18 protein-coding genes are annotated in these 22,859 nt (G+C 73.8%); 5 read left to right on the forward strand and 13 right to left on the reverse strand.

The features are described 5' to 3' along the window. From DFQ13_RS26590 to DFQ13_RS26605, 4 genes are all read right to left on the reverse strand, one after another. Positions 1-999: an efflux RND transporter periplasmic adaptor subunit gene (locus DFQ13_RS26590; RefSeq protein ID WP_233438586.1), complete on the reverse strand. Its 999-nt coding sequence runs from the start codon at positions 997-999 to the stop codon at positions 1-3. A 140-nt stretch (positions 1,000-1,139) separates the two neighbouring features. Further along, on the reverse strand, positions 1,140-2,933 hold the full coding sequence (locus tag DFQ13_RS26595; RefSeq protein WP_110081763.1) for an AMP-dependent synthetase/ligase: 1,794 nt from the start codon (positions 2,931-2,933) through the stop codon (positions 1,140-1,142). Between the two features lie 134 nt (positions 2,934-3,067). After that, positions 3,068-5,662, reverse strand: a complete 2,595-nt coding sequence (locus tag DFQ13_RS26600; protein WP_233438587.1) for a CHAT domain-containing protein — start codon at positions 5,660-5,662, stop codon at positions 3,068-3,070. Positions 5,663-5,749: 87 nt separating this feature from the next. Then, positions 5,750-7,447 (reverse strand): S8 family peptidase, encoded by a 1,698-nt coding sequence (locus DFQ13_RS26605; protein WP_110081764.1) that lies wholly within the window; start codon positions 7,445-7,447, stop codon positions 5,750-5,752. Between the two features lie 677 nt (positions 7,448-8,124). Here DFQ13_RS26605 and DFQ13_RS26610 point away from each other — a divergent pair. Then, complete coding sequence (locus DFQ13_RS26610) at positions 8,125-9,078, forward strand: quinone oxidoreductase family protein (protein WP_110081765.1); 954 nt, start codon at positions 8,125-8,127, stop codon at positions 9,076-9,078. 49 nt (positions 9,079-9,127) lie between these two features. Here the strand turns inward: DFQ13_RS26610 and mnmA are convergent, their stop codons facing one another. The 7 genes from mnmA to DFQ13_RS26645 form a co-directional block, all read right to left on the reverse strand. Then, a complete protein-coding gene (gene mnmA, locus DFQ13_RS26615) occupies positions 9,128-10,216 on the reverse strand; it encodes a tRNA 2-thiouridine(34) synthase MnmA (protein WP_110081766.1) in 1,089 nt (362 codons plus the stop codon). Positions 10,217-10,219: 3 nt separating this feature from the next. Beyond that, positions 10,220-11,443, reverse strand: a complete 1,224-nt coding sequence (locus tag DFQ13_RS26620; protein WP_110081767.1) for a cysteine desulfurase family protein — start codon at positions 11,441-11,443, stop codon at positions 10,220-10,222. Between the two features lie 61 nt (positions 11,444-11,504). Further along, positions 11,505-12,872: an MFS transporter gene (locus tag DFQ13_RS26625; protein ID WP_110081768.1), complete on the reverse strand. Its 1,368-nt coding sequence runs from the start codon at positions 12,870-12,872 to the stop codon at positions 11,505-11,507. Between the two features lie 164 nt (positions 12,873-13,036). Continuing rightward, positions 13,037-13,903: a lysophospholipid acyltransferase family protein gene (locus DFQ13_RS26630; RefSeq protein ID WP_035282603.1), complete on the reverse strand. Its 867-nt coding sequence runs from the start codon at positions 13,901-13,903 to the stop codon at positions 13,037-13,039. 104 nt (positions 13,904-14,007) lie between these two features. After that, positions 14,008-14,763 carry a GNAT family N-acetyltransferase gene (locus DFQ13_RS26635; protein WP_110081769.1) on the reverse strand — a complete coding sequence of 252 codons (756 nt, stop codon included), beginning with the start codon at positions 14,761-14,763 and terminating at the stop codon, positions 14,008-14,010. Positions 14,764-14,938: 175 nt separating this feature from the next. Continuing rightward, complete coding sequence (locus DFQ13_RS26640) at positions 14,939-15,907, reverse strand: electron transfer flavoprotein subunit alpha/FixB family protein (protein WP_110081770.1); 969 nt, start codon at positions 15,905-15,907, stop codon at positions 14,939-14,941. A gap of 25 nt (positions 15,908-15,932) precedes the next feature. Next, positions 15,933-16,718 (reverse strand): electron transfer flavoprotein subunit beta/FixA family protein, encoded by a 786-nt coding sequence (locus tag DFQ13_RS26645; RefSeq protein ID WP_035282564.1) that lies wholly within the window; start codon positions 16,716-16,718, stop codon positions 15,933-15,935. Positions 16,719-16,980: 262 nt separating this feature from the next. Here DFQ13_RS26645 and DFQ13_RS26650 point away from each other — a divergent pair, with 262 nt between their 5' ends. Continuing rightward, positions 16,981-17,817: a DegV family protein gene (locus DFQ13_RS26650; RefSeq protein ID WP_110081771.1), complete on the forward strand. Its 837-nt coding sequence runs from the start codon at positions 16,981-16,983 to the stop codon at positions 17,815-17,817. A gap of 81 nt (positions 17,818-17,898) precedes the next feature. Here the strand turns inward: DFQ13_RS26650 and DFQ13_RS26655 are convergent, their stop codons facing one another. Next, positions 17,899-18,501, reverse strand: a complete 603-nt coding sequence (locus tag DFQ13_RS26655) for a DUF397 domain-containing protein (protein WP_233427568.1) — start codon at positions 18,499-18,501, stop codon at positions 17,899-17,901. Between the two features lie 198 nt (positions 18,502-18,699). After that, entirely contained in the window at positions 18,700-19,569 is an 870-nt protein-coding gene (locus DFQ13_RS26665) for a helix-turn-helix domain-containing protein (RefSeq protein WP_035282560.1), read from the reverse strand. A 114-nt stretch (positions 19,570-19,683) separates the two neighbouring features. Here DFQ13_RS26665 and DFQ13_RS26670 point away from each other — a divergent pair, with 114 nt between their 5' ends. The 3 genes from DFQ13_RS26670 to DFQ13_RS26680 are packed head-to-tail and all read left to right on the forward strand — an operon-like array spanning position 19,684 to position 22,851. Continuing rightward, the gene (locus tag DFQ13_RS26670) at positions 19,684-20,523 is read left to right on the forward strand and encodes an SAM-dependent methyltransferase (protein ID WP_110081772.1); all 840 of its coding nucleotides are present in this window, start codon (positions 19,684-19,686) and stop codon (positions 20,521-20,523) included. Positions 20,524-20,563: 40 nt separating this feature from the next. Continuing rightward, positions 20,564-21,334, forward strand: coding sequence for a class I SAM-dependent methyltransferase (locus tag DFQ13_RS26675; RefSeq protein WP_110081773.1), 771 nt, complete (start codon positions 20,564-20,566; stop codon positions 21,332-21,334). Further along, positions 21,331-22,851: a 1,4-alpha-glucan branching protein domain-containing protein gene (locus DFQ13_RS26680; RefSeq protein ID WP_035282554.1), complete on the forward strand. Its 1,521-nt coding sequence runs from the start codon at positions 21,331-21,333 to the stop codon at positions 22,849-22,851. Before DFQ13_RS26675 ends, DFQ13_RS26680 begins: the two co-directional genes overlap by 4 nt. Positions 22,852-22,859 lie beyond the last annotated feature (8 nt).

The following is a 22,859-nucleotide window of genomic DNA, read 5'->3' on the forward strand; positions in this document are numbered from 1 at the left end:
TCAGTTCCCCGGCTTCTGCGGCGCCTCGGGCAGGTTCGGGCCGGGGACCGCGAGGGTCTCGTCGCCGGTGAGCCCGCCGCGGATCTCGACCACGCGGCCATCGGTGAGGCCCAGTTGCACGTCCACGGTGCGGCGGGCGCCGTCGGGGCCGAGCACGTCGACCTTGCCCGCGCCCTGCCTGCCCGCCACCGCCTCCACGGGGGCGACCAGCACGCCGGTGGCCCGCGCGGTGATGACCTCCAGGGTCGCCTCGGCGCCGTTGATGAGCTTGACGTCCGCGGGCGGGGTGCACACCAGGCGCATCCCGGTGGCCTCCGACGGCGAGCGGGTGTCCTTGGGCTGCTCGGCGGGCGGGGCCACGGGGGCCTGCGGGGGGCCGGACGGGTTCGACTGCGCGGGCGGCGCGGCGGGCGGCGCGGGCGGGTCGGGGATGGTGCCCGGCGGCAGCGCGGCGATGGTGCCCAGCACGGCGCAGTCGAACGGGCCGGGCCCGTTCTTGATCTGCGCCTTGATCGCGGCCAGGCCGTCGGAGAGCGTGTAGGCCTGCGCGCCGTCGATGTCGGCGACGATGCCGTAGCCGCCGAACTTGGCCGACACGACCGGCATCCCGGCGGTCACCTTGGCCCGGTCGTCGACCAGCCTGCCCGCGAAGGTCGCCCCCGCGGGCACGTCGACGTTGGTCGGCTTGCCGCCCACCCACACCGCGCCCGCGCGGGTCGGCTTGGTCGGGGTGCCCTTGGCGTCCTTGACCTCGACGTAGCGCATCTCGCCGTCGGCGGGCGCGACCAGGCCGAAGATCGGGTTGATGGTCACCTTGCCGGTCAGGCTGACCTTGTTGGTCATGTCCTGCCTGCCGAGCTTGGCCGAGGTGAGCGTGGTCCCGCGCTCGGCCAGCTCGGGGACCGGGGTGGCGGAGTCCGCCGTGGAGCAGCCCGCCGTGAACAGCACGGCGGAGAAGACGAGCGAAGCGAAGAGCGGGATCAGTGGACGTGTGGTCACCGGTACCCCCCAGAGGTCGATGTCAACCGGTACACACCGAGTGTATACACAAGGGGGATAGGGGCGGTCGCACGGGTCTGACCGGCGTCTCCACCGAGGAAGACGCCGCTCACCCCACCGAGGTTGCCGCGGAGCGGGAATCAGCCGCCCAGGTCGACCGTCTCGCCGGTCGGCGAGCCCGCGTACAGGTCGTCGATGTCGTGCGCGTACTTCTCCGCGATCGGCTTGCGGCGCAGCTTGAGCGTCGGGGTCAGCTCGTCGCCGCCCGGCTCCCAGAAGCCCGGCACGACGCGGAAGCGCTTGACCTGCTCGATCCGGGACAGCTTCGCGTTGCCCGCGCGGACCGCGTCGGCGACCAGCGCCCGGACCCGCTCGTCCCCGGCCACGGCGGCGGGCGAGTCCGCGGGCAGCCCGTGCTTGGCGGCCAGCCCGGCGGCGGCGTCGGCGTCGAGCACGACCAGCGCGCAGACGTACGGCCGGTCGTCGCCGATCGCCACCACCTGCCCGATCAGCGGGCTCGCCGCCTTGACCGCGTTCTCGATGTTCGTCGGCGACATGTTCTTGCCCGAGGAACTGATGATCAGCTCCTTCTTGCGGTCGACGATGGTGACGAACCCGTCGCCGTCGACCACCCCGATGTCACCGGTGTGCACCCACCCCTCGGCGTCGACCGCCTCGGCGGTGCGCACCGGGTCGTTGCGGTAACCGCGCATCACCGACCCGCCGCGGATCAGCAGCTCGCCGTCGGCGGCCAGGCGCACCTCGGTGCCGTGCACGGCCATGCCCACGGTGCCGAACCGCAGCTTGCCCGGCCGGGTGGAGGTGCCCAGCCCGGCCGTCTCGGACATGCCCCAGATCTCGTAGACCTCGATCCCCAGTCCCCAGAAGAACTCCAGCGTCTCCATGGGGATCGCCGCCGCGCCGGACAGGCACAGCTTCGCCTCGTCCAGGCCCAGCTTCTCGCGCAGCTTCGACAGCACGACCGCGTCGGCCATCCGGTGCTGCAACGCCAACGCGGGCGGGACGGGCTTGCCCGCGCGGACCAGCGCGCTGCGCCTGATCCCCACGCCGATCGCCCAGTGCGCGAGCTTCTGCTTGGCGGCACTGGGTTCCGCGGCCAGCGCGGTGTCGATGGCCAGGGTGAACTTCTGCCACACCCGGGGCACGGCGAAGAACACGTTCGGCCGCGCGTCGGGCAGCGCGGCGGCGAGCTGCCTGGCGTCGGCCACCGTCGTCACCAGGGTGCCGTAGAGCATCGACGCGTAGTGCGCCACGACCCGGTCGGCGATGTGCGCCGAGGGCAGGAACGACAGCACCCGGTCGCCCGCGGTGATGTCGTAGGCGTCGTCCAGCGCCCCGGACACCGCCAGGACGTTCGCGTGGGTCAGCTCGACGCCCTTGGGCGGGCCGGTGGTGCCCGAGGTGTAGATGATCGTCGCGAGGTCGGTCGGCTCGACCGCGCGCCAGGCGGCGTCGAAGTCGAAGTCCTCGGCGCCGCCCGCCTCCAGCTCCGCCAGCGGGGTGGTGCCCTCGACGCCCTCCTCCACGCAGATGACGTCCAGGCTCGGCCCCGCGGCGCGCAGCACCGGCACGAAGGCCCGCTCGGTGAGCACGATCCCGTTGCCCGCGTTGGAGAACACGTACTCCAACTGCTCGGCGGAACTGGTGTTGTAGACCGAGAACGGCACTGCGCCCAGGTGCAGCGCGGCGGCGTCGATCAGGTGGAACTCCGGGCGGTTGGTCAGCATCAGGCCCACCGCGTCGCCGCGGCGCACCCCGAGGGCGGCCAGGCCCGCGGCGATCCGGCGGACCCGGCGCCCGTACTCGCGCCAGGTGATCGACACGGCGTCCCCGGGGGTCCGCAGGGCCACCAGGTAGGGGTTGCGCTCGGCGGTGGCCTGGAAAGCCGCGCAGAGCGTGACAGGGCTGCTCATCGCACTGCCTCCATGGGGATTCGGGGCGGGACGCGGGCCACGTCGGTGTGGCCCACAACACAGTTCGATGATCGTAGGGAGCCGGGCGACCGGCTGTCCACCGCCTGTCCACAGGCGGGCCGCGGGCGCGGCGCTCAGCCCGCGCCGAGGCAGATGAACGGCCTGCGGTAGGGGTCGCGGGCCACCGAGGCGGCCAGCGCGCGGGCCGGGGTGACCCCCTCGGCCAGACCGCGGTGGTAGTCGGCCATGGCGGTCGCCGCCGCCTCGTCGCCGACCCGGCTGGTGGCCGCCACCACCGTGCGCACCCCGCCCGCCAGCAGCGCCCCCGCGTAGCCCAGCGCCTCGTCGCCGGGGCGCACGTAGTTCAGCGCCAGCTCGCAGGCGGCCAGCACCACCTGCCGGGGCGGCTGCGGCAGCCGGGCCACCTCGTAGGCGAACAGCGGGCCGTCGGCCAGCTCCAGCCGGGAGAACAGCGCGTTCGTCGGCTCGTGCTCGCCGTGCGCGGCCAGGTGCGCCAGGTCGGCGCCGTCGAGCGCGGCCAGCACCTCCGCCACGGTCGCCCGCCCGCCGTCGAGGGTGACCGCGCCCGGGTAGACCGCCAGCAGGTGCTCCTCCTCGGCCACCAGCCCGGTGAGGCCGGGGCCGCGGGCCAGCAGCGTGCTGCCCCCGGGCGGGTCGGCGCGCTCGGCGGAGAGCCACGCGGTCGCCGACGGGGCGACCACCACCGACCGGCCGCGCAGCGACGGCAGGCTCCCCCACGGCACCGCGTACAGCGGCCCGGTCGGCACGACCACCAGGTCCCGGTCGCCGACCGCGTCGAGCAGCGGCCGGATGAGCTGCGCGTCCAGCGCGCCCGCGCTGCGCGCCGCGGACGCCTTCACCACCTCGACCACCGGCGGCGGCAGCGTGTCCGGGGCCAGCGCGTCGAGGTCGGCGTGCAGCCGCGCGGCCCACTCCGCGGCGGTGGCCGAGTCGCCCAGGCGCACCATCCTGGTGCTGTTCGCGGTCACCACCACGGCCACCACCGCGCCGTCGGGCTTGGCGAACGACACCAGCGCCCGCTGCCCCAGCGCCTCGGCCACCTCGCCCAGCGCCGCCACCGGGCGCGGGCTGCCCAGCGCCCCGGCCGACCAGCCCTGCCGCGACACCTCCCGCTCCAACGCCGCGGTCTGCTTCTCCAACTGCGCCACCGGTTGCCCCGCCACCCGGGCCGACTGCACCGCCCGGCGCACGTTGCGCAGCTCGGCCGCCTTCGCCGCCACCTCCCGCGGCAGCGACACCGGCAGCGGCTCGTACCGGTAGACCTGCGCGCGGGTCCGCTCCAGCCAGCCGAACAGGCCGCGCGCGTCCGGGCGGGGCCTGCGCAGCACCTGCCGCACCGCCAGCTCGCCCAGCTCCTGCCCGTGCACGGCGGTGCCGCACACCAGCTCCATCCCGCCCATCTTGTCGCGCACCCGGCCCAGCTCGGTGAGCCCGGACCGGGCCTGGGCGAACGCGCGGCGCGGGCTGCCCGCGGCGATGGCCAGCTCCGCCCGGCACAGCCGCAGCAGCATCCGGTGGTCGATCGGGGTCGTCGACCGCGGCGGCGGCACCGCGTCGAGCAGTTCGCGCGCGGAGCCCAGGTCCCGGCGGCGGATCTGCAACCGGGCGGCCAGCAGCAGCGCCAGCGCCCGCTCGTCCTCCAGCATCAACTCGCGCAGGTCCTCGGCCAGCCGGACCGCGGTGTCGACCAGGGTGCGCCGCACCGTGCGCCCGCGGTCGTCGAGCGCGGACTGCGCCTGCGCGCGCACCGCGGCCAGCCGGGCGATCGCCGCCCAGCGCCGGTTGCCGCGCTTGGTGAAGCTGGTGTGCGCGGACGTGGCCCGGCGGTGGGCGAAGGCGGCGTCGCCGTCGAGCAGCGCCGCCGCCGCGCGGGCCACCTCGGCCTCGGCGGCGTCCTGCCCGCCGCGCTGCTTGCGCAGCACCGGCAGCGCCTCGTCCAGGCTGCGCGCGGCCTCCTCGGCGAGCCCGGCGGCCAGCAGCGCGCGGGCCTGGTCGAGCCGGACGATCGGCAGCAGCGTCGGCGCCTGCTCGGTGCAGGTCCGAGCCGACTCCTCGAACAGCCGCAGCGCGGTCGGCATGTCCCCGGACATGTAGGCCACGTAGCCGAGGTTGTGCCTGGCCTTGATCGCGATGGTCGGGTCCATCTCGTACTGCTCGGTCAGCTCGATGCACCGGTTGACCTCGGCCACCGCGGCGGCGGTGTGCGCCTGCCCGATGTAGGCCAGGCTGCGGTTGAGGTGCAGGATCGCCAGCACGCTGGGCTCCCCCACCCCGGTCGCCAGCTCCCGCTCCAGCTTGTCGGCGATCTCGTCGAGGGTGCGCAGCCCCTCCTCGGTGCGGCCGACCCGGATCAGCCGGAAACCGCGCTGCTCCCGGGACAGCAGCTCCAACTCCGAGCGGCTGGCCGGGTCGGCGATGGCCGCGACGAGCCCGCCCGCGGTGTCCAGCCTGCCCAGGCCGCGCTCGACCTCACCGACCTCGGTGTCGGCGTAGGCGGCGGTGACCAGCACCCGGACCCGCATCGGGATCAGGTCCTGGTCGGTGGGCTCCGGGGCGTTGTCCAGCGCGTCGAGCGCCTGCTCCGACAGCGACCGGGCCCTGGCGAACTCGTAGGCGTAGACGGCCACCCTGGCCCGCCGCCACAGCGCGCCCGCCCGGCGCAGGGTGCGCGCGTTCCCCGCGCTCACCGCGCTGCCCTGGGACGACCGGCCATGGCAGTAGACAGTACTGCCCGCGCGGCGGGATCAGTCCCGCCGCGCGGGCGGCACCGGCGGTCAGGACAGCCAGCCCAGCTTCCGCAACTGCTCGTCGGTGGCGGCGAGCGCGTCGGCCGCCCGGACGCAGCGGTCCTGGTCGGTGGTGGCGTCCTTGGCGGCGGCCAGGTTGGCCGCGAGCATCCCGGCCACCACCGGGGTGGCGAAGGAGGTCCCGGCCCAGACGGCGAACCCGGTGGTCAGGTCGTCGGGGTCGGGGGAGGTGCGGGTCATGTTCGGCGTGCCGTCGCCCGGGGTGCCCAGGCCCGAGCCCTCCGGGCCCTGCCACAGCGGCACGGTGCTGACCACGGCGTTGCCCGGCGCCCACCGGGTGACCCAGTCGCCCTCGTTGGAGAACGCGGCGACGGTGCGACCGGAGGCGTTGAGCGCGCCGACGGCCACCAGCAGCGGGTTGCCGGTGTTGGAGCCGTCCGGGTTGAGCGCGAGCGCCGCCGGGACGAACGGGCGGGTGGTCGCGTCGTTGCCCGCGGCGGCGACCACGACCACCCCGAGGTCGGTCAGCTTGCGCACCGCCTCGGCCAGCAGCAGCCCGGTCTGCCGGTCGGCGTGCTCCGGGTAGAAGCCCAGCGACACCGACACCACGTCGACGAGGTCCTCGGCGATCCCGTTGTCCAGGGCGTTGCGGACCCGCTCGCGCAGCCACTCCAGCGCCAGCAGCACCGACGCGTCGGTGGTGATGCCGTCGGTGTGCAGCACCCGCAGCGACAGGATGCGCGCGTCCGGGCAGTTCTGGAACACCAGGCCGGTGACGAACGTGCCGTGCCCGGAGTGCGAGTCGGTGACGCCCAGCAGCGGTTGCAGCACGTCGCGCTGGTCGTTCGGGGACACCAGCGGCGGCATGACCGCGCCGCTGGCGTCGACCATGGTCGCCTCCAGGTCGGCCAGCAGCCCCTGGAACTCCGCGGACACCTGCACCACCGGGTCGTCGCAGGGGTCGCCGACGGTCAGCCACGGGTGCTCGCCGATGCCGGTGTCGAGCACCGCCACCACCGGCCGCCGCCCGGCGACCAGGTCGGCCGGGTCGGCCACCCGGCGCGGTTCGGGCAGGAACACCCGGACCGGATTGCGGTTCCCGGTCGCCAACGCCACGCCGCCACCCCCCACTCCACTGCCGAACGGAACACCACTGCCGAAGGGGACGCCGCTGCCGAACGGCACGCCGCTGCCGAAGGGGACCCCGCTGCCGAAGGGGGCGCCCTCCATCCGCACCGACGCCGCCAGCGCCAGGTGCTCCAGGCCGATCCCCTCCAGGTCGGCGTCGGGGAACCGGCGGCGCAGCCGCACCAGCACGCACCACGGGTCCGGGCTCTCGTCGGCGTCGGAGTCCTCCAGGCAGCGCACCAGCACCGGCACGGCGAACCCGTCGTCGAAGGACTCCAGCGCGGCGGCCCACCGCGGCGTGCGCGGCAGGCGCACCACCAGTTCGGCGCCCAGCGAGGCGATGGCCTCGTTGAACCGGGCGATCAGCGCGGCGTCGCGGGCCAGGCGCAGCGGCACCAGCAGGGTGTCGGTGCGGTACGCCGTGGAGTCCGGCCGCCGGTGGCCGCGGCCGGGCAGCGCGGTGGACGGGTCGAGGAACCTCGCCCGGTGACGCATGAGGACGGTTGGCGGGGGACCGGCCACCTCGCAGACCCCGTCGGCCTCCCCGCCGCCCAGGTCTGTGGTGTGCTGATCGCCGTATGGGTCCATGCTCGCCATGAAGTGCCACCCCGGTACAGGTCGTCGGTCACGGTCGGTATGTGCACTCACACCGACCTGCTCATTGGTAGTAGAGCAAAAGTGTGGGCATCAGATACGTCGATGTGGAGAGTCCCTGCGTAACGGGTGAACGTGCAGAAGCTCTCGTTCTGACCCGATCACCAAACGTGAGTGATCAACTCACTCACCCACCCGAACAGCCCAATGCGGGCTGACGTGCGTGAATCCCCCACGGACCGGCGGTCCACCCGGGTAATTCCGGTGACTCGGCCCGGGGTGAGGGTGAATCCGCATTCCCCCCGACCGGGTCAACCTTTTCCGCCGCCGCTCACCGATGGCGAGGCGGACTGTGGGGCAGTTGGCGCAACCCGCCGTGATCACAACGGCTGTTCGAGTGGACCGGGCGCCCAGGCGGACCGGGACACCTGTCACCCAGGGTGAGCTTGACGCGGGTCCGCCGCACCACCCGCGGTTGCGGGCTCCACAAGGGAATCACGACGCGGGTGCGGCGCCCTAGGCTGAGCCCCGGAATGCGCAGGCGGGTCGGGCGGAGGGGGTTGGTCATGCTGGGCGGAGCCGGTGGGCAGGACGACAGACCGGCGGACTGGCCGTGGGCGGGCCAGGGCTGAGACCCGGGGTTAGGGTTCCCTGGCAGTCGTCGAGCCGAGGAGGAACCCGTGCGCGCCATCCAGATCACCGAGTTCGGCGGACCCGAGGTGCTCGTCCCCGCCGACCTCCCCGACCCCACCGCGGGCGCGGGCCAGGTGCTGGTGGAGGTCTCGCGCGCGGGCATCAACTACGCGGACACGCACAACGCCGAGAACAGCTACCTCGCCCCCGCCTCCCTGCCGCTCATCCCCGGCAACGAGGTGGTCGGCCGCACCCCCGACGGCAGGCGCCTGGTGTCCATGGTCGACGCGGGCGGTTACGCCGAGCGCGTCGCCGCCCCCGAGCACATGGCCTTCGAGGTCCCCGACGACGTCGACGACCTCACCGCCCTGGGCCTCGTCGTGCAGGGCACCACCGCCTGGCTGCTGCTGCGCACCGCCGCCCACCTGGAGGCCGGGGAGTCGGTCGTCGTCCACGCCGCGGCGGGCGGGGTCGGCACCCTGGCCGTGCAACTGGCCAAGGCCATGGGCGCGGGCCGGGTCATCGCCGCCGCCAGCACCCAGGACAAGCGCGACCTGGCCCTGAGCCTGGGCGCGGACGCCGCCATCGACCCCGGCGCCGACGACCTCACCGCCGCCATCCGCGAGGCCAACGGCGGCAAGCGGGTGGACGTCGTCCTGGAGATGACCGGCGGCACGGTCACCGACCGCAGCATCGCCGCCCTCGCACCCCTCGGCAGGCTCGCGTTCTTCGGCATGGCCAGCCGCCGGCCCCCCAAGCCGGTCAACCTCCCCGCCCTGCTGTCGCACTCCACGACGATCAGCGGCCTCTGGCTCCCGCACGCCTTCACCAAGCCGGGCCTGATGCAGCACGCCATGCGGGAACTGTTCGCGGCGGTCCAACAGGGCTCGTTGAAGGTGATCGGCGGCGGCGAGTACGCGCTGGCCGACGCCCGCCAGGCCCACGAGGACCTGCGCGCCAGGAAGACGGTGGGCAAGCTGCTGCTCGACCCCACCCGCTGACCGGGTTCCCAGTGCGGACCGGTGCCGACGGGCACCGGTCCGGAGCGGGTCAGCGGGTGGTGGAGATCATCCCGCTGCCCAGCACCACGTCCCCGGCCGGGTCCGGGCGGTAGAGCACCACGGCCTGCCCGGGCGCCACCCCCCGCAGCTCCGCCGACGGCCGCACCACCAGCGCCCCGTCGACCAGGGCGGCCCGCGCAGCCGAGGTCCCCCCGTGCGCGCGCACCTGCGCCACGCACTCGACCTCCCCGCCCAGGGCGACCCCGGACGGCCAGATCGGGCGCTCGGCCACGATCTCGCGCACGCCCAGCTTCTCCACGGCGCCGACCCGCACGTTCCCGCTCACCGGCTCCAGCGACAGCACGTACCGGGGCCGCCCGTCGGGTGCGGGGGCCTCGATGCCCAGCCCGTGCCGCTGCCCGACGGTGAACCCGTGCACCCCCGCGTGCACGCCGAGCACCGCACCGGTCTCGTCGTCGACCAGGTGCCCCGGCCGCGCGCCCAGCTTGGCCTGGAGGAAGCCGCGGGTGTCGCCGTCGGGGATGAAGCAGATGTCGTAGCTGTCCGGCTTCTCCGCGACGGCCAGGCCGCGCTCCTGCGCCTCGACCCGCACGTCCGACTTCACCGAGCCGCCCAGCGGGAACATCGCGTGCGAGAGCTGCTCACGGGTCAGCGAGGCCAGCACGTAGGACTGGTCCTTGTCGAGGTCGGCGCTGCGGCGCAGCTCGGGGCGGCCGTCGACGACCTCCAGGCGGGCGTAGTGGCCGGTGCAGACGGCATCGAACCCGAGGGCGATCGCCTTGTCCAGGAGGGCTTCGAACTTGATGCGCTCGTTGCACTTGAGGCACGGGTTGGGGGTGCGGCCCGCGGCGTACTCGGCGACGAAGTCCTCGACGACGTCCTCGGTGAAGCGCTCGGCGAAGTCCCAGACGTAGTAGGGGATGCCGAGGATGTCGGCCACCCGGCGGGCGTCGTGGGCGTCCTCGACCGTGCAGCAGCCGCGGGAGCCGGTGCGCAGGGTGCCGGGCTTGGCCGACAGGGCCAGGTGCACGCCGGTGACGTCGTGCCCGGCCTCCACGGCGCGGGCGGCGGCCACTGCGGAGTCGACGCCGCCGCTCATCGCGGCCAGTACGCGCACGGGTCAGACCTCCGCTGTCCGGGCCGCCCCGCGGCGCAGGCCCGCCAGCCCGGCGTTGCGGGCGCGCTCGACGACCGGGGCGATGGCCTCGGCGAGGGTGCGGACGTCGGCGACGGTGGTGCTGTGGCCGAGGGAGAAGCGCAGCGAGCCGCGGGCGGGCGCGGGCTCCACGCCCATGGCCAGCAGCACGTGGCTGGGCTGGGCGACGCCCGCGGTGCAGGCCGAACCGGTGGAGCACTCGATGCCGCGGGCGTCGAGGAGCATCAGCAGGCTGTCGCCCTCGCAGCCGGGGAAGGTGAAGTGCGCGTTGCCGGGCAGCCGGGACGGGCCGCCGTCCACGCTGGTCTCACCGGGGTCGCCGTTGAGCAGGGCCTCGGGGAGGGCGGCGCGCACCTCGCGGACCAGTTCGTCGCGCAGGGCGGTGAGGCGGGCGGCCCGCTCGGCGCGCTGCTCGGTGGCGACGCGGACCGCGGTGGCCATGGACACGATCGCCGGGACGTCGAGGGTGCCCGAGCGCACGTCGCGCTCCTGGCCGCCGCCGTGCGCGACCGGCACGCACGGCACGTCGCGGCCCAGCAGCAGGACGCCGACGCCGTACGGGCCGCCGACCTTGTGCGCGCTGACGGTGAGCGCGCTCGCCCCGGACTCGGCGAAGTGCACCGGCAGGACGCCGACGGCCTGCACCGCGTCGGTGTGGAACGGGATGCCGTGCGCGGCGCAGGTGCCCGCCAGCTCGCGGACCGGGTTGACCGTGCCCACCTCGTTGTTGGCCCACATCACGCTGACCAGGGCCACGTCGTCGGGGTTCTCGGCGATGGCGGCGCGCAGCGTGTCCTCGTGCACCCGGCCGAAGTCGTCGACCTCCAGCAGGGTCACCTCGGCGCCCTCGTGCTCGGCGAGCCACAGCGCCGCGTCGAGCACCGCGTGGTGCTCCACGGCGGAGACCAGCACGCGGGTGCGCTTCGGGTCCTTGGCCCGCCGCCCCCAGTAGATGCCCTTGACGGCCAGGTTGTCGCTCTCGGTCCCCCCGGAGGTGAACAGCACCTCCGACGGGCGGGCGCCCAGCGCCCCGGCGATGGTCTCCCTGGCCTCCTCGACGGCGCGCCGGGCGCGGCGGCCGGAGGAATGCAGGGACGAGGCGTTGCCGAACGAGGTCAACGCCGCGGTCAGGGCAGCCGCCGCCTCGGGGAGGATCGGCGTCGTCGCTGCGTGGTCGAGATACGTCATCGCGCTCCCAGAGTAGACCGCCCCCGGACCGGGGCGGAACGAGACACCGCCCACCGGCACTTCACACCGCAGCGTCCCGCACCCGCCGGAACAGCAGCGCCCCGCCCAGGGCCATGGCGGCCATCAGCAGGTCGAGGACCACCACGGCGGCGGTGGGCTCGGCGGCCGAGGCGATGCCCGCCAGCAGCACCCCGCCCAGGGCGATCGTGGTGGCGGCGAAGACGGTGTCGATGACCTGCACCGCCGCGGAGACGAACCCGCGCTCGTGCTCGGGCGCCCGCCCCAGGGCCAGCACGCTGATCGCCGGGAACGCCATCCCCATCCCGGCACCGGCGAAGAGCCACAGCGGCACCGCCAGCCACCCGGGCCCACCGGGCACCGCGACCAGCGTCATCGCGGCCAACGCGACCCCCAGCACGACGAACCCCCACCGGATCAGCGCCGACCGCTCCACCTCCGGGTGCCTGCCCTGCCAGTGCGAGGCCCCGGACCAGCCCAGCGCGGCGATCGTCAGCGGCAACCCGGCCAGCGCCAGCGGGTAGCCGTGCACCGACGCCAGGGTCAGCGGCAGGAACGCCTCGACCGCCAGGAACGCCCCGGCGAACAGCCCGCGCGACAGCACCACCCGGGGCAGGCCGCGGGCGGCGCGCAGCGTCCCCTTCGGCAGCAGGGTCCGCAGCGCCGCCACCAGCACCACCACCCCGACCACCCCCGCCACCAGCCACAGCGGCGACGGGTGCTGCGCGGCCCAGCTCACCACCGGGATCGCGACCCCGGCCGCGACCGCGGCCACCGGCAGCCACCGCCTGCCCGCCGGGGTGCCGGACCGGTCCGGGCGGGGCAGCCCGCGCAGTGCGGGGAGCAGCAGCAGCGCACCGAGCACGGCCAGCGGCGCCAACCCGAGGAACACCCAGCGCCAGCCGACCTGCTCGGTGACCACCCCGGCCACGGTGGGCCCGACGATCGAGGGCACCACCCAGGCCGCGGACAGGGCACCGAACGCGGCGGGCCGGGACCGCTCCGGGTAGACGAGGGTGATCAGCACGTAGATGCAGGTGGCCTCGGCACCCATGCCCGCCCCTTGGAGCGCGCGGGCGACCAGCAGCACCGCCATGGTGTCCGCGGTGCCCGCCACCAGCAGCCCGACGAGGAACACCGCGGGCGCCACGTAGAGCACCCTGGCCGGGCCCACGCGGTCGGCGATCCGCCCGCAGACCACGGTGGAGACCACGCTCGCCGACAGGAACACGGTGAACGGCCACGAGTAGAGGGAGGTGCCGTCGAGGTCGGCGAGCATCCTGGGCATCGCCGTGCTGATGCCGAGCTGCTCGAAGGCCACGATGGTGATCAGGAGGAGCACCGCCGAGGTGGTGCGCCGGTTCTCCGGCAGCCACAACGACTTCCCCGGTGCGATCTCTGCGGTGCTCATCGGTCCATCGTGGCTCATCGGGCCATCGTGCAACTTCGACCCGGGTGGAGGTCTAGTCCTTTTCCCGGTTTGGCGCCTTGGGATTTGGTGGGTGTGCCCGGGTGGATGTGCTTGGCCACCACCCGGGTACACCGACGACAAGACCGGGCTGCGCCGGACAGGACCTAGGCGGACTGGCGGGTCCTGGACGGGTGCGGCCCGCGCCGGTTCCGGGGGGTGGGGACGAGTGCCCGGCCGAGGGCGGCGTTGACCGCCGCCTCGGTGAGGGCGGCCAGTTCGCGGCGGTCGGCGGCGCGGCCGGGGGCCAGCTCGTCGAGGACGTTGACCTCCAGGACCAGGCCGCGCAGGCGGGCGACCCGGCGGACCGAGTCGACGATGGTCTCGTCGCCGATGAAGGACGGGGCGGTGGTCTCGCGGCCGTCCCCGGTGCGGAAGCGCAGGGCGATCGGGCGGACCGGGACGCCGCCGTCGATGGCGGCCTGGAACATGGCCGGGCGGAAGCGGCCGACGCCCTGGCCGCACCAGGTGGTGCCCTCGGGGCAGGCGTAGACGTGGGCGCCCGCGCGCAGGACCTCGGCCAGGTGCGCCATGGTGCCGGGCAGCGACCGCAGCCGCTCGCGGTCCACGAACACCGTGCCCGCCGCCGCGACGACGCGGCCGAGGACCGGCCAGTCGCGGATGTCGCGCTTGGCCAGTGCGCGCATCGGGCGGATCGCGTTCACCGCCGCGATGTCCAGCCAGGACACGTGGTTGGTCGCCACCAGCGCGCCGCGCCCCCTGGCCTCGCGCAGCGACTCACCGCCGGTCACCGCCAGCCGGACGCCGAACGCCCGGAGCAGGGAGCGGAAGACCAGGCGGGCGAAGGTGTCGCGGCCGATGAACGGGAGGACCGGCACGGCGAGCACGCACACCAGCAGCACGCACGCGGCGCCGCTGAGCCGCAGGCCCGCCCGGAGCGCGCCGACGGTCGGCTCGTCGCCGGTCAGGCAGCGGGGTCCGCACGGCGAGGTCGGCATCCACGCGTGGGCCAGAGGGCGGGGGGCGGGGGATGGCACAGCGCGGGGGGCGGGAGATGGCACCGGGCGGGTTGCCGGGAGGGAGACCGCGCGGGGTACCGGCAGGGGGAGCGGGCGGGTCATCGGCCCTCCCCCAGGAAGAAGCGGAGGTAGCGCTCGTCGATGTCGGACAGGCCCAGCAGGATGAAGAAGTCCGCCACGCGGAAGTCCGGGTCGAAGGCGGGCGGGCCGCACACCTTGGCGCCCAGCCGCAGGTAGCCGCGCAGCAGCGGCGGGAGCGCGACGCGGCCGGAGGACCCCACCGGCTCCCAGGGGTTGAGCGGGCGCACGCGGAACTGCTCGTCGGCGTAGTGCTTGTCCCGCACGGTGTCCCACACGCCCGAGGCCAGCGCGCCCCCGTCGTCGAGCGGCACGGAGGCGCAGCCTGCCAGCCAGTTGTGGCCGGAGAGGAACATGTACCGGGCGATCCCGGCCCACACCAGGCTCACCACCGCCCCGCTGCGGTGGTCCGGGTGCACGCAGGAGCGGCCGGTCTCCACCAGCGCGCCGCGCAGGCCCGCCAGCCGGGCCAGGTCGAACTCGGTGTCGGAGTACAGGGTCGCGGCGCGCCCCGGCGGCAGCATCCGGTAGGTGCCGACGATCTCGCCGGTGGCGTCGTGGCGGACCACCAGGTGGTCGCACAGCGCGTCGAAGGCGTCGATGTCCAGGCCGGGCCTGGGCGTGTGCAGGGTCGCGCCCATCTCCTCGGCGAAGACCCGGTGGCGCAGTCTCTGCGCGGCCTCGACCTCGGCGCCGTCCTGCGCGACGAGCAGTGAGTAGTGGGGGGTGTCGGTTCCCGGCTTCGCCGTGCTGAGCAGCACCTGGGTCCGCGTCATGGCACAAGGGTCACGCCGGGGAGGCGACCTGCGCGGGGTGATTCCCGTGACGGATCAGTGGAGGTTGCGTTAACGGTCAACCTCACGGCGATCTGACACCGGGAACCGCCAGGGGCGGGCACCGGTGCCGGTGCCCGCCCCTGGCGGTGGTGCTGGGCGGACCCAGCAGGAGAACTCAGCCCTTGCGCTTGCCGACCTCGTCGGTGAGCTGCGGGGCCACGGCGAACAGGTCGCCGACGATGCCGTAGTCGGCGATCTCGAAGATCGGCGCCTCGGCGTCCTTGTTGACCGCGACGATGGTCTTCGAGGTCTGCATCCCGGCCCGGTGCTGGATCGCACCGGAGATGCCCAGGGCCACGTAGAGCTGCGGGGAGACCGTCTTGCCGGTCTGGCCCACCTGGAACTGCGCCGGGTAGTAGCCGGAGTCGACCGCCGCGCGGGAGGCGCCGACGGCCGCGCCGAACGCGTCCGCGAGCTTCTCCACGACGTCGAACTTCTCCGCCGAGCCGACGCCGCGGCCGCCGGAGACCACGATGGAGGCCTCGGTCAGCTCGGGGCGGTCGCCGCCGACGATGGGCTCGGCACCGGTGATCTTCGTGGCCTTGGCCGCGTCGGTCGCGGGGACCTCCACGACCTCCTCGGCCGCCGCGCCCGCGGACTCCGAGGACTCGACGCCGCCGGGGCGGACCGAGACGATCGGGGTGCCCACGGTGGTCTTCGACTTGACGGTGAACGCGCCACCGAAGATCGACTGCACGGCGGTCACGTCGGAGCCGGAGCCCTCGACGCCGATGGCGTCGACCAGCAGGCCGGAGCCGGTGCGGGCGGCCAGGCGGCCCGCGACCTCCTTGCCGTCGGCGGACGCGGCCACGAGCACCGCGGCCGGGGACTTCGACGCGACGAGCGCGGCGAGCACGTCCACCTTGGGCGTCACCAGGTAACCGGTGGCGTCGTCGGACTCGGCGACGTACACCTTCTCCGCGCCGTAGGCGGCCAGGGACTCCTTGAGCTTCGCGGACGTGCCGGACGTGCCGACGACGACCGCCGACGGCTCGCCGAGCGAGCGGGCCGCGGTCAGCAGCTCGAAGGTGACCTTCTTGATCTCGCCGTCGATGTGGTCGACGAGGACCAGGACCTCGGACATTGTCTTTCCTCCTTCGCTGCTGATCTCAGATGAGCTTCTGGCCGACGAGGTACTCGGCGATCTTCGCGCCGCCGTCGCCCTCGTCCTCGACCTTCTGCCCGGCCGCGCGCGGCGGCTTCGGGGCGGCCTCGACGACGGTGGACGTGGCGCTGGCGAGGCCGACCTCGCCCGCGTCGATGCCCAGGTCGGCGACGGTGAGCGTCTCGACCGGCTTCTTCTTCGCGGCCATGATGCCCTTGAACGACGGGTAGCGCGGCTCGTTGATCTTCTCGCCGACGCTGACCACCGCGGGCAGGGACGCCTCGAGGTGGGTCAGGCCCTCGTCGGTCTCGCGGGTCACCTTGATGGTGGTGCCCTCGATGACGACCTTGCGGGCGTGGGTGAGCTGCGGGTAGCCCAGCAGCTCGGCGAGGATCGCCGGGACGGCGCCGGAGCGGCCGTCGGTGGCCTCGTTGCCCGCGATGACCAGGTCGACGCCGTCGACCTTGCCGACGGCGGCGGCGATGACCTTGGAGGTCTGGATCACGCACGAGCCGTGCAGGGCGGGGTCGGAGACGTGGACGGCCTTGTCCGCACCCATCGACAGCGCCTTGCGGATCGCCTCGGTGGCGCGGTCCGGGCCGACGCTGAGCACGGTGACCTCGCCGCCCTGCGCCTCCTTGATCAGCAGCGCCTCCTCGACGGCGCGCTCGTTGATCTCGTCGAGGACGGCGTCGGCGGAATCACGGTCCAGCGTGTGGTCGGAGTCGGAGAGCCTGCGCTCCGAGTAGGTGTCGGGCACCTGCTTGACCAGGACAACGATGTTTGGCATGGGTCTTCTTCGACCTCCTGGGAACGAGCACCGTGTACCGCCGTGGAAATCCGGCGACCAGCGCACCGTGGTTGGACATGTGCGGTTCGGCTGACCTTGCCATGCCCTGCGGCCTGCTGGCACGGTGGCCTTTTGCACCGCAATGTTACCCGTCAGTAGCGAACGTGCAACCATGACCTTCCGCCGACCGCGTGACGGTGCTCACCGCCAACCGCTCAAAGCAACCCCGACGGGGGTTGGGGAAAGGCTAGGGTCGAGGGCCATGAGGGTCGCCGTCATCACAGACTCCACCGCGAGCCTGCCGCCGGAACTCGCCCGGCAGTGGGGGATTCGGGTCGTGCCGCTGCGCATCCGGATCGGCGACCACCTCGACGACGAGATCCGGGTGCCCGCCGCCACCGTCGTCGCCGCCATGCGCGCCGACCGGCCGGTGTCCACCGAGCCGCCGGAGCCCGCCGCGCTCTACTGGGCCTACCGCGCCGCGGCCGAGGACGGGGCCGACGCGGTCGTGTCCGTCCACATCTCCTCCCGGCAGTCCAAGACAGCCGAGCACGCCCGCGAGGCCGCCGCGCGGGTCGGCCTGCCGGTCAACGTGGTCGACTCGCGCACCATGGGCATGAGCCTGGGGTACGCGGTCACCGCCGCGGCCAGGGTCGCGGGCGCGGGCGGCAGCCCCGGCCGGATCATCGACGCGTTGCAGCGCCGCCTGGACGGCGGCTCCACCTTCATCTACGTGGAAACCCTCGACCACCTCCGTCGCGGCGGCCGGATCGGCGCCGCGGCGCACCTCGTCGGCACGGCGCTGTCGGTCAAGCCGCTGCTGACCATGCGGGACGGTCAGATCGCCCCGCTGGACCGGGTCATCGGCGGCGGCCGGGCCAAGCGCAGGCTCGCCGACATCGCCACCGCCGCCGCGGGCGACCGCACGGTCGACGTCGCCGTGGAGCACGTCGGCGCCCCCGGGCAGGCCGCCGAGCTGATGGCCGAGCTGACCGAGCGCATCCCGGGGGTGCGCGAGCGGGTCGTCACCGACGCCAGCTCCGCCATCGCCGTGCACGCGGGCCCCGGCATGCTCTCGGTCGTCGTCTCGCAGACCTGACCAGCGCACAGAGGACGGTGGCCACCTCCCGCAGGGGAGGCGACCACCGTCCTCTGCGCTGGACGAGTGCTCGGGCGGCGGTCAGGCGGTGGCGGGCAGCCACCGCGCGCGGCCGGGTGTGGTCGGCACCCAGCAGCCGCGCAGCGGCGAGACCGACGCTTCCCCGCGGGCGGGCATACCCGGCGTGCGCTCGTCGGCGAGGTCCACGAGCTGGCGCAGGACGGCGGTCGCCCACCCGGTGCGCTGCCAGAGGACCAGGGTGGGGTTGAGCACGTCGAGGGTGTCCGCCGGGAGGCGGGAGGCGATGGCGTCGTCCTCGGCGTGCAACCGGACCACGTCGATCACGTCGTGGTGGGCGCGCACCCCGACGACGGCGGTCAGGTCCCCGTTGGCGTCTCGGGGGTGCAGGAACTCGAAGCCGCGGAGGACGAGCACCCGCAGCAGGTCTTCGGCGCTGGGCGCGTGCACCGTCCCCGCGCGCACGGCGCGGGTGAGCGAGGTCAGCGCGGCGCGCGGGAACACCAGGGCGGGTCCGCTGGGCGCCTTGCTGTCCCTGATCGCGGTGTGGTCCTCCGCGACCGGGGTCACCTCGACGCAGTTGCCGTAGGCCCCGCTGCGCGACCCCTTGCGCCACCGGGCCGCGCTCAGCAGCCCCGCAGGCATCCCGTTGCGAATGTCGGTCATCTGTCGACCTCCGGACCGTCTCGTGTCTGCACGTGCATCTGCCGTTGCTGACCGTAACACGGTCGAAGGGCTTGCACATGCACGTGCATCCGAAAGTGTCATCCGCTCGTGGAACTCGAACGTGCGAACGGGGATGCGCAGAGTCGAACGAGGAGCTGTCAGGGCGACACAAAAAGGTGAAGCAAAATAAGATTCGGGTCAGATCTCCTGGCGGCGCTTGACCAGGAACTGCCGCGTGTGGCTCGGCGTCTCCGCGTCGACGGTCAACCGGTCGGCCACGCGGCTGTAGCGCTCGATCTCCTCGGGCCGGTCCAGGTACGCCGCGCCGCCGAGGTGCTCCAGGTAGACCAGGTCGGGCAGTTCCGGCTCGGTGAAGCGCAGGATCGAGAACGAGCCCTCGGCCGCGTACCCGCTCAGCGCGTACGGCACCACCTGCAACGTCACGTTCGGCAGCCGGGTCACCTCCAGCAGGTGATCGATCTGCTCGCGCAGCACCCGCGCCCCACCGATCGGCCGGTGCAACACCGACTCGTCCACGACCGCCCACAGCTTCGGCGCGCTCAGGCTGCGCAGGATGTTCTGCCGCGACATCCGCAGCGCGACCAGCCGCTCGGTCTCCGCGGTGGCGAGGTCGGGGCGGCCCTGGCTGACCAGCGCCCTGGCGTACTCCTCGGTCTGCAACAAGCCGGGCACGAACTGGAGTTCGTACATCTGCAACCGGGACGCGGCCTCCTGCAACCCGACCAGGTCCTGGAACCAGGTGGGCATCAGGTCGCTGTAGCGGTGCCACCACCCGGGCTCACCCGCCTGGCGGACCAGGTCGAGGAACTGGTCGCGCTCGGTGGGGTCGTCCACCCCGTAGAGGGCCAGCAGGTCGACGATGTCCCGCTCCTTGAAACCGACCCGGCCCAGCTCCATGCGGCTGATCTTCGACTCGGACCCGCGGATGTGGTACCCGGCCTCGGCGCGGGTGATCTCGGCGCGCTCGCGGAGTCTGCGGAGCTGGGAACCGAGCACGATGCGGCGCGCGGTGGGCCCGCCGCTCTGCGCCTCCGCCACGGCCGCCATCCCTTCGCAGAACAATCATCACCCGACGTGGTTTCCGCCGGTTCCGTCCCCCTACAGTGAGGGTACCTCCTGATCGCGAAACATCCATGATCCACGACACCCGGTGAGGAACGCATGTCTACCGCAGGTCCCCACTCAGACGAGCCAGGGGTGCCCGTCTACATCGACACCTCCAAGGCCAGCATCGCCAGGGTGTACGACGCATTCCTGCACGGCAAGGACAACTACGAGATCGACCGCGAGGTCCTGCGCCGCGTGCAGAGCGTCGCCCCCGAGGCCGCGCAGCTCGCCTTCGACAACCGCGAGTTCCTCATCCGCGTCACCCGGTTCGTGGCGCTGCAGACCGGCATCACCCAGTACCTCGACCTCGGCTCCGGCCTGCCCACCGCGGAGAACACCCACCAGGTGGCGCAGCGGATCAACCCCGAGTCGACCGTCGTCTACGTCGACAACGACCCGGTGGTGCTCGCGCACGGGCGCGCGCTGCTGGAGGAGAACGACCAGACCCACTTCACCGCCGAGGACATCTTCGAGCCGGAGCGGGTGCTGGCCGACGAGGTCGTGCGCAAGTACATCGACTTCGACCAGCCGCTGGCGCTGTTCCAGATGGGCACCATCCACCACTACGGGGACGAGCGCGACCCGGCCGACATCATGCGGGTCTACATCGACGCGCTGCCCTCGGGCTCGGTGGTCGGCATCAGCCACTTCTTCGACCCGGAGACCAGCGAGTACAGCCCGCTGGCCCGGCGCATGGAGGACGTGTTCCTGCACAGCCCGATGGGCACCGGCCTGTTCCGCACCCGCGCCGCCATCGAGAGCATGTTCCCCGGCCTGGAACTGGTCCCGCCCGGCTTCTCGCTGTGCGCGGAGTGGTGGCCGGACGGCCCGCAGCTCAAGCCGCTCGACGAGGTGCAGTTCTGCATCGCGGGGGCGGTCGGCCGCAAGCCCTGACCCTTACTGACCAGTAGCCCATCGGCTACCGTCTTCCCGCGTGTCCACCGAAACCGCAGGCGCCGCCGACAAGCTGCCGCTCACCGGGGAGCGCACCGTCCCCGGCATCGCGGAAGAGAACTACTGGTTCCGCAGGCACGAGGCCGCGTACCTGAACCTGGCCCACCACTGCGCGGGCGCGGTGGTGCTGGAGGCCGGGTGCGGTGAGGGCTACGGCGCCGACCTGCTGGCGGGCACCGCCCGGCAGGTCATCGGGCTCGACTACGACGCGTACACCGCCGCCCACGTGGCGAAGGCGTACCCGGCGGTGCGGACCGTGCGCGGCAACCTCGCCGCGCTGCCGGTCCGCACCGGCGCGGTCGACGTGGTGGCGAACCTGCAGGTGATCGAGCACCTGTGGGACCAGGAGGGCTTCCTGCTGGAGTGCCACCGGGTGCTGCGCCCCGGTGGGCTGCTGCTGGTCACCACGCCGAACCGGATCACCTTCTCCCCCGGCCGCGACACCCCGCTCAACCCGTTCCACACCCGCGAGCTGGCGGGCGGTGAACTGGCCGGGCTGCTGCGCGACGCGGGCTTCACCGTGGAGTTCCTGGGCGGGCTGGCCCACGGCCCCCGGCTGCGCGGGCTGGACGCCGCCCTGGGCGGGTCGATCATCGACGCGCAGTTGGAGGTCGCCGTCTCCGGGGAGCCGTGGTCGGCGCAACTGCTCGACGCGGTGACCTCGGTGGCGCCGGCGGACTTCGAGATCACCTCCGCCGACGACGTGGACGTGGACGCCTCGCTCGACCTCGTCGCGGTCGCACGCGCATGAGCGAGCCGATCGGGGGCTTCGCGCTCGTCCTGCACAGCCACCTGCCCTGGCTTCCGCACCACGGCACCTGGCCGGTCGGCGAGGAGTGGCTCTACCAGGCGTGGGCGCACTCCTACCTGCCGCTGGTGGGGATGCTGGAGCGGTTCGCCGCCGAGGGCCGCCGCGACGTGCTCACCCTGGGCGTGACCCCGGTGCTCGCCGCCCAGCTCGACGACCCGCACTCGCTGCGCGCCGTGCACGACTGGCTGGGCAACTGGAACCTGCGCGCCCAGTACGCCGCCACCCGCTGGCAGCGCGACGACCCGCTGCTGCGCGAGGTGGCCGCGGCGGAGTTCCGGGCGTCCGCGGCGGCCCTGGGCGAGTTCGAGGGGCGCTGGCGGCACGGGTTCTCGCCGGTCCTGCGGCCACTGGTGGACAGCGGTGTCGTCGAGCTGATCGGCGGCCCGGCCACGCACCCGTTCCAGCCGCTGCTCGACCCGGCGCTGCGGGCGTTCGCCCTGCGCGCGGGCCTGGACGACACCACCGCCCGGATCGGCCACCGGCCCGAGGGCATCTGGGCGCCGGAGTGCGGGTACGCCCCGGGCATGGAGACCGGCTACGCGGCGGCGGGGGTGCGCCGGTTCCTCGTCGACGGCCCCGCCCTGCACGGCGACACCGCCCTGGCCCGCACGGTCGGCGACTCCGACGTGGTGTGCTTCGGCCGCGACCTGGAGGTCACCTACCGGGTCTGGTCCCCGAAGGCGGGCTACCCGGGCGACCCCGCCTACCGCGACTTCCACACCTACGACCACCCCTCGGGCCTCAAGCCCGCACGGGTGACCGGGCGCCACGTGGCACCGCAGGACAAGCGGCCCTACGAGCCCGCCCTCGCGCTGGAAACCGTGCAGCGGCACGCGGTCGACTTCGTGGACACGGTGGTGCGCAGGCTGCACGAGCTGAACGACAGGCACGGCAGGCCGGGGCTCGTGGTGTCCGCGTACGACACCGAGCTGTTCGGGCACTGGTGGCACGAAGGACCGGCGTGGCTGGAACAGGTGCTGCGGCTGCTGCCCGCGCGCGGGGTCGAGGTGACCTCGCTGCGCGGCGCGCTGGACGCCGGCTACCTCGGCGGCCGGGTCGACCTGCCCGCGTCGTCGTGGGGGTCGGGCAAGGACTGGCGGGTGTGGGACGGCGAGCAGGTGGCCGACCTGGTGCACGCGGGCGCCGAACTGCAACGCGACCTGCTCGACCTGGTCGCGCACCGGGCGCCGTCGGTGGGCCGCGACCCCGTGTTCGACCAGGTCGTCCGCGAGGCCCTGCTGGCCCTGTCGAGCGACTGGGCGTTCATGGTCACCAAGGACTCGGCCGCCGACTACGCCCGCCGCCGGGCCAAGGTGCACGGCGAGCGCTACGCCGAGCTGGCCTCGCTGCTGCGGTCGGGGGCGCGCGAGCGGGCCGCCGACCGGGCGGCCCGGCTGCGCGCCGAGGACGGCCTGTTCGGCGACCTCGACGCCAGAACCCTCCTTACCGGCAAGTAGGGTTCTCA

Origin of the sequence: Actinokineospora spheciospongiae, from assembly GCF_003182415.1 — a bacterium.
Taxonomy (GTDB): Bacteria; Actinomycetota; Actinomycetes; order Mycobacteriales; family Pseudonocardiaceae; genus Actinokineospora; species Actinokineospora spheciospongiae.

Excerpts from the sequence above, each read along its gene's own strand:
- DFQ13_RS26595 (WP_110081763.1), bottom strand. The coding sequence starts at position 2,933 with ATGAGCAGCCCTGTCACGCTCTGCGCGGCTTTCCAGGCCACCGCCGAG.
- DFQ13_RS26605 (WP_110081764.1), bottom strand. The coding sequence starts at position 7,447 with ATGGCGAGCATGGACCCATACGGCGATCAGCACACCACAGACCTGGGC.
- DFQ13_RS26620 (WP_110081767.1), bottom strand. The coding sequence starts at position 11,443 with ATGACGTATCTCGACCACGCAGCGACGACGCCGATCCTCCCCGAGGCG.
- DFQ13_RS26625 (WP_110081768.1), bottom strand. The coding sequence starts at position 12,872 with ATGAGCACCGCAGAGATCGCACCGGGGAAGTCGTTGTGGCTGCCGGAG.
- DFQ13_RS26635 (WP_110081769.1), bottom strand. The coding sequence starts at position 14,763 with ATGACGCGGACCCAGGTGCTGCTCAGCACGGCGAAGCCGGGAACCGAC.
- DFQ13_RS26640 (WP_110081770.1), bottom strand. The coding sequence starts at position 15,907 with ATGTCCGAGGTCCTGGTCCTCGTCGACCACATCGACGGCGAGATCAAG.
- DFQ13_RS26645 (WP_035282564.1), bottom strand. The coding sequence starts at position 16,718 with ATGCCAAACATCGTTGTCCTGGTCAAGCAGGTGCCCGACACCTACTCG.
- DFQ13_RS26650 (WP_110081771.1), top strand. The coding sequence starts at position 16,981 with ATGAGGGTCGCCGTCATCACAGACTCCACCGCGAGCCTGCCGCCGGAA.
- DFQ13_RS26655 (WP_233427568.1), bottom strand. The coding sequence starts at position 18,501 with ATGACCGACATTCGCAACGGGATGCCTGCGGGGCTGCTGAGCGCGGCC.
- DFQ13_RS26665 (WP_035282560.1), bottom strand. The coding sequence starts at position 19,569 with ATGGCGGCCGTGGCGGAGGCGCAGAGCGGCGGGCCCACCGCGCGCCGC.
- DFQ13_RS26670 (WP_110081772.1), top strand. The coding sequence starts at position 19,684 with ATGTCTACCGCAGGTCCCCACTCAGACGAGCCAGGGGTGCCCGTCTAC.
- DFQ13_RS26680 (WP_035282554.1), top strand. The coding sequence starts at position 21,331 with ATGAGCGAGCCGATCGGGGGCTTCGCGCTCGTCCTGCACAGCCACCTG.